3 protein-coding genes and 2 pseudogenes are annotated in these 6,102 nt (G+C 73.6%); 2 read left to right on the forward strand and 3 right to left on the reverse strand.

Going from position 1 to position 6,102, the window contains the following annotated elements; all coding sequences use genetic code 11:
* The first annotated feature begins 119 nt into the window (after positions 1–119).
* Positions 120–377 carry a hypothetical protein gene (locus ACFVGO_RS35660; RefSeq protein WP_380357037.1) on the forward strand — a complete coding sequence of 86 codons (258 nt, stop codon included), beginning with the start codon at positions 120–122 and terminating at the stop codon, positions 375–377.
* Between the two features lie 391 nt (positions 378–768).
* Complete coding sequence (locus tag ACFVGO_RS35665) at positions 769–1,554, forward strand: MHYT domain-containing protein (protein ID WP_380636272.1); 786 nt, start codon at positions 769–771, stop codon at positions 1,552–1,554.
* A 224-nt stretch (positions 1,555–1,778) separates the two neighbouring features.
* Here the strand turns inward: ACFVGO_RS35665 and ACFVGO_RS35670 are convergent.
* The 3 genes and pseudogenes from ACFVGO_RS35670 to ACFVGO_RS35680 all read right to left on the reverse strand — a co-directional run.
* A pseudogene (locus tag ACFVGO_RS35670) lies at positions 1,779–1,904 on the reverse strand (carbohydrate-binding protein); the annotation flags it as partial.
* Between the two features lie 12 nt (positions 1,905–1,916).
* Positions 1,917–3,815 (reverse strand): annotated as a pseudogene (locus ACFVGO_RS35675) (M4 family metallopeptidase); the annotation flags it as partial.
* 287 nt (positions 3,816–4,102) lie between these two features.
* On the reverse strand, positions 4,103–5,899 hold the full coding sequence (locus tag ACFVGO_RS35680; RefSeq protein WP_380636274.1) for a hypothetical protein: 1,797 nt from the start codon (positions 5,897–5,899) through the stop codon (positions 4,103–4,105).
* Positions 5,900–6,102: the final 203 nt, after the last annotated feature.

Genomic DNA, 6,102 nt, shown 5'->3' on the forward strand with positions numbered 1-6,102 from the left:
TCCCCCCCGGTGACCCCCTTTCCGTGCCCCCCGGTGGAGTTGCCCTTCTGAACCCCGCCCCCGCCCGTTGGGGCCCCCCCGCCTCGCACCGCCCGGGCCCGCACGGGAGAATGGGCCGGGTGACCAGCACTCAGCCGCTCCCCCGGGGCCTCACCGCCCTGATCCCCGTCGCCCCCGCACCGGCCACGCCCGGTGAGCGGGCGGCCTCCCAGCTCCTCCATCTGCGCAGCGTGGAGGTGCCCCTGCCGCTCCTGGTGGCCGCCGCGGAGCTGATCGCCCCGCAGCTGGAGAGCGAGGACCCGGTCACCCGCGAGGCCGCCGAGGCCGTCCAGGCCCGCCTGCGGGCCGTCATCGCGCAGGCCGCGCTCGGGCGGTAGCGGGCGGCCCCGTCCCCGGCGCGCCGCGGGCCGGATTTCCCGCGCGGGTGAATTCCGCGGCGTTTTCCGTGCACCCCGCCGTTCGGCGGGGGCACCCCCGCCGTCGGACGGAATTGTTCAAGGTGTTTCACAAAAGGGAAATTGACGCCCCCATCGCGAAAACGGCCTGACCCGGCGCAATGTCGATCATGAACCACCGCCATCGGCGGATTCCCCTGAAAACCCCTCAGCAATTCCGCCGGCCGCCGATTTCGCGGAATCAAATTGATCGCTATACGATCCATCGGGAATCGGATCCTGATCCCCCGCCGGAACGGCAACCCCACAGCCGCCGGCGCCCCGGGCAGGAGAGCACTCCGCCCCCCTCCGCAAGAACGCACCCCAGGTGGCCATGCATCCCCACACCGCCCACATCGACGGGTTCCACTACGGCTGGATCAACCCGCTCCTGTCCTACCTCATCGCCTGCACCGGCGCGGCGCTCGGACTGCGCTGCACCGTACGGGCCCTGACCCTGCCGCCGGCCCGCCGCCTGGGGTGGCTGCTGCTGTCCGCGGTCGAACTCGGCTGCGGCATCTGGACCATGCACTTCATGGCGATGATGGGCTTCGCCGTCACCGGCTCGACCGTCGTCTACCGCGTCCCCGAGACCCTCGGCAGCCTGCTGCTGGCCGTCGTGGTCGTCGGCGCCGGCGTCCTGTACGTCGGCTACCGCCGCAGGACGACGGCGTCCCTGCTGATCGGCGGCACCGTCACCGGCTGCGGTGTCGCGGCCATGCACTACCTCGGCATGTCCGCCATGCAGGTCGAGGGCGAGGTCTCCTACGACCCCGTGCTGGTGGCCGTCTCCATCGCCATCGCCGTGGCCGCCGCCACCGCGGCGCTGTGGATGACCCTCAACATCACCGGCTTCGCGGCCTCGCTGGCCGCCTCCCTCGTCGCCGGGGTCGCGGTCACCGCCATGCACTACACCGGGATGGCCGCCGTCTCCGTCCGACTGGACGAGCGGTTCCGGGCCGACGGCCTGCCCGCCTCCCAGTTCGTCGTGCCGCTGGCCGTCGCCATCACGGCCGTCATCGCGATCGGCGGGTTCGTCCTCACCCTCTCCCCGCCGGAACCGGTCGACACCCCGGCCCGGGAGCCGCTGCGCGTCAAGCTCTTCGACCGCAGCACCTGACCACCGCAGCAACCGACCGCCGCGCCGTGGGCACGGCGCGCCGACGCGCCCCGGGGGCGGCCCACTGTCCGGGCCGCCCCCGGGGCTTCGGTGCGCACCGCGGCATCCCGGGGCCCTCTCCCCGGGACCCCTCCGGCATCCGTCGGCGCGCACGGCCGCGCCGAGGTCCGTCCCCCTCGACGGGCCGCGGCGCAGCGGCTTCACGGGGTGTCAGCGCGAGCCGGTCACACCTGCTGCCAGAGCGCGGGGACGTTCGGCGGCTCCCAGCCGACCAGGGCGGTGTGGCCCTGGAGGCAGCGGTAGCCGACGCCGTTGTAGGTCACGACGTCGCCCGCCTGATAGGTGGTGCCGGCGGTCCAGGTGCCGCCGGGGTTGGGCGAGTCCTTGCCCACCGTCAGGCTGTACTGGGCGGTGTGGGTGGTGGTGCCGGCGGTGCCGGTGACGGTGATCTGGTAGGTCCCGTTCGCCGCGCTCGCGGAGGCGTTCAGGGTGAGGGTGGCGGAGGAGCCGGCCTGGACCGAGGAGGGGTTGAAGCTCGCGGTGACGCCGGACGGCAGGCCGGAGGCGGTCAGGGCGACGGTCTGGGCGGTGCCGGAGGTCACCGCGGTGCTCACCGTGGCCGTGGTGGAGGCGCCGGGCTGGACGGAGCCGGAGGCCGGGCCGAGGGAGAGCGAGAAGTCGTTGCTGCCGTTGTTGGTGCAGGTGGGGTCGCCGGTCTGGGCGGGGACGCTGACGGCGTCCCAGGCGGTCTTGGCGCGGTTGAAGAAGGTGCAGGTCGGGTCGAGGTTCTTGGCGGCGGTCAGGGTGGCGGTGCGGTAGCGCTTGTAGGTCATGCCGCTGGTCTTGAGGAGCATGCCGCCGTAGAAGACCCGGCCGGCGTCCTTGATGCCGATGCCGGTGACGGAGGAGTTGTTGCAGGTGGGGCTGGTGGGCTTGCCGCCGCCGGGGTTGGAGCCCTCGGCGAGCAGGTAGAACCAGTGGTTCAGCGGGCCGGCCGCCGCGTGCTCCTCGGTGTTCGGGATGGACGCCGAGTAGCAGTTGGGGTTGTTGCTCACCAGCGAGGGGTTGTACATGTTGCGGATCGGGCCGCTGCCGACCAGGTTGATCATCTCGCCGACGGTGTAGTCGGGGGTGTCGTAGGGGGCGGGTTCGTTGGCGTAGGCCTCGGTGAGGGCGCCCATGATGTCGCCGGTGGCCTCGCCCAGGCCGGACTCGTTGTTGGCGCCGCCGGGGGTGTACTGGTCGATGCCGTGGCCGAACTCGTGGCCGACGACGTCGATGGAGGCGATCCACTTGTTGGCCTGGCTGTGGCCGATGGATATGGTGCTGCCGTCCCAGTAGGCGTTGACGTCACTGAGGCCGACCTTGACGGGCCAGCTGCCGCCGTTGCCGTTGTGGCCGTTGCGCCCCAGCCAGTCGCGGAGCATGTCCCATTCCTTCTGGGCCGCGAACATCGCGTCGCCGCAGCCGGTCTCCTTGCTGGAGGCGCTGCCGGTGCCCCAGGAGTCGCTCGACTTGGAGAAGACCTGGCCGGTGCCGTAGTCGGCGCAGGACAGGCCGGGGCGGTTCGGGTCGCGCAGCGTGTAGGAGCCGCCGGAGGCCGTGGTGGCGATCGTCGGCGAGGGGCCGTTCCACTCGCTGTTCAGGGTGCCCGCGTGGACGTCGTCGTAGCTGTCGAGCACCTCGCCGGTGGTGGCGTCGACGAACACGTGCAGGCGGCTGGGGGCCGGGCCCTTGTGGCCGGCGAGGACGGTCTCCCAGGCCAGGCGGCTGGTGCCGTCCTTGACCCGCACCACCAGGCGGCGGGACTCGACGGTGTCGACGGAGGCCGCCTTGCTGCGGGCGGTCCGCTCCGCCTGTTCCGCACTGATCCGGGCGATGGTGGAGGTGCCGACGGGGCCGGTGGCGGCGGACTGCAGGGCGCGGACCGTGCCCCGGGAGTCGGCGAGGACGACGGCGTCGCCGCCGACCACGGGCAGCCCGCGGTAGCTGCGCTCGTAGGCGACGGAGTAGAGGCCGTCCACCCAGGGGGTGACGGCCTTGCGCTCGTAGGTCTCGTCGCTGCCCTTGGCCAGCGCGTCCAGACCGGCCGTCACGGCGGCGTCGGCGGCGCTCACCGCGGCGGCCAGCCCGCTGGGCGGGGCCGGGGTGGTGTCGGGTGCGGCGGTGGCCGGCCCCGCGGTGGCGGCGATCATGCCGGCCAGCACGGTCAGGGCGGTCGCCGCGGTCAGCAACCTTCCTGCGGAAATCCTGCGTTGCATCGGGGCTCCTCGCGTGTGGGGGTCCTCGACCGCGGACGGCAGGCTGGGGAGGCGTCGCGGGGCCGCCTCTGGAGGGGACGGCCGTGCGGGCCGTCCGCGCTCGGGTGCCCGAACCCTCACACGGCGTCATGGCCGGGTCAATGGCTGGTGCGCGTGAGGCGCCGGGTTGGCAAATTCCGTCAAGCCCGCAGGGGCGGGCCTGCGTCAAGCTGGGCTTTTCCCGAGGTGGTTGAGACCACGTCAGGGGTGACGGAGAGCGATCGGACGGGCGGTGGCGGGACCGGCCGTCAGGGCCGGGCGGGTGCCGGGTCCTGGACGCGCCCCTGCAGGGCCTTGGACAGTTCGGCGACGCAGGAGGCGAGTTGTCCGGTCGTCAGCTGCCCCGGGTCGCCGCCGCACCCGGCCGCCGGTGCGGCCGGCGTCGGGGCCGGAGTCGGGGCCGGTGTCGGGCGTCCGCCGGGCGCGGTGATGTCGCCGCTCAGCGACACCAGGTTGGGGGTCACCGTGGCGTCGCCCGACAGGTCGATGTAGTCCTGGGTCTGCCCGTTGAAGTCCACGAAGCCGCGCCACATGTCCCGGCCGAACGGGACGATCTCCTGCAGCGCGCCGCCCTGCCCGGCGCTGATGGTGATCGAGGTCTGCTGCGCCATGTACGACACCATCCGGCTGGCCAGCACGTCCAGGTTCACCGACGGGCTGTCGTCGCCGCGCACGTACACGTGCAGGTCGTTGAGGCCGCCGCCGACCCGGTCGGCCTGCAGGACGGCGAAGGCCACCACCAGTTGCGAGGAGCTCTCCCGCGGCACCAGCGGCGTCACGTAGTACAGGTGGCCGTCCGCCCTGGAGCGCAGCAGGAACTCGCCCGGGTTGACGGCGTTGGTCGACGCCGAGGTGTGCGCGTAGCCGAAGCCGCGGTCGTCCTTCGCGCCGCGGCCGCCGAGCCACTGGATCTCGTGGATCTGCGAGCGGACCACCGAGGCCGGGTAGACGGCCCCCGGCAGTTCGCCCGGGGCCACGTCCGCCCGGTACGTCATGTTCGGGCGGCCGTCGGGCGAGCCGCGCAGCACCAGCACCCCGGCGGGTTCCAGGACGGTGCGCTGGTGCCAGCCGGTCTGCCGGGCCACCGAGATCACCACCACCGGCTGGGCGGTGCGGGGGTCGGCGCCGTCGCAGTAGCCCCAGATGTCCTGGTCGCTGTGGACGAGGTCCGGGAAGCGCTCGGCGAGCAGGTTGCGCAGGCTGACGGCCCCGGTGCCGGCGAAGGCCCGGCCGAAGGCGTGCTCGCCCCGGAAGGCGCAGGTGGTGACGGAGTTGGAGCGGCCGTCCCAGACGGCGACGCCCTCCATCGGCTGCTCGCCGGAGCCGTCCAGGACGGCCGTCCACACGCCGCCGCCCGGCGAGGCGTCGGGCAGGTAGTGCAGGCTGTGGCCCATCAGGTGGACCCCGGAGGTCAGGCCGGCACTGTCGGTGAGCGCCTTGGTGGCCGCCGCGTAGGAGGCGGTGCGGGCCTCGAAGTCGAAGTCCGGCATCGGCGCGGTCTTCACGCAGGCCGGCACGTCCGCGGTGCCGACCAGGTCGCAGCGGGTGCCGTCGCCGGCGCGGGTGTGCTCGGTCACCGGCAGGACCGAGCGCGGTGTGCCGGCCCCGCCGGCGGGGACGTCGAGCACGGTGGCCGCCGCGTAGAAGCGGCCCTCGTCCTTGTCGTCGTCCCACAGTCCGGTGCCCGTGCGCACCAGCGAGCCGGCCACCGCCAGCAGCACCGCCGCCAGTGCCAGGCGCACCCGCCACCCGCCGTAGCCGGCCCCGGACTCCTGCGCGACGTACGCGACCACGCCCACCGTGCCGCACAGCCCGATCGCGACCCAGAGCCAGAACAGCGGCGCCGCGTCCAGCACGCCGCCGTGCGGGAGGAACTCCCGCTCGATCAGCAGCAGGTAGCTCTGGTCCTGCTGCCCGAACCCGCCGAACACGGTGTGCTTGACCAGCCGTACCAGCAGCGCGACCAGCGGCATCCACAGCCACCAGACGACCAGCGCCGTCAGCCCGCGCCGCACCACGCCCCGCCGGACATCACTCTTCGTCACACGCCACCCCTGTCCCCGCCCCGGCCGCCCGCTGCCCCGCGCGCCGGTCCGCGACCTGACGGCGGGCGTCCGATGGTACGCGCCGCACCGCCCCGGCCGCCGGGATATCGCACGGCCAACCATGGGCCCGCCCAAGGGGTTTGCCGTCCGGCGGCCTCTCCCGGGCCGCGCTCCCGGCGGCCCGGGCGCCGCCTGCGGGGGCC

Origin of the sequence: Kitasatospora sp. NPDC057738, from assembly GCF_042798815.1 — a bacterium.
GTDB lineage: Bacteria > Actinomycetota > Actinomycetes > Streptomycetales > Streptomycetaceae > Kitasatospora > Kitasatospora lactacystinica.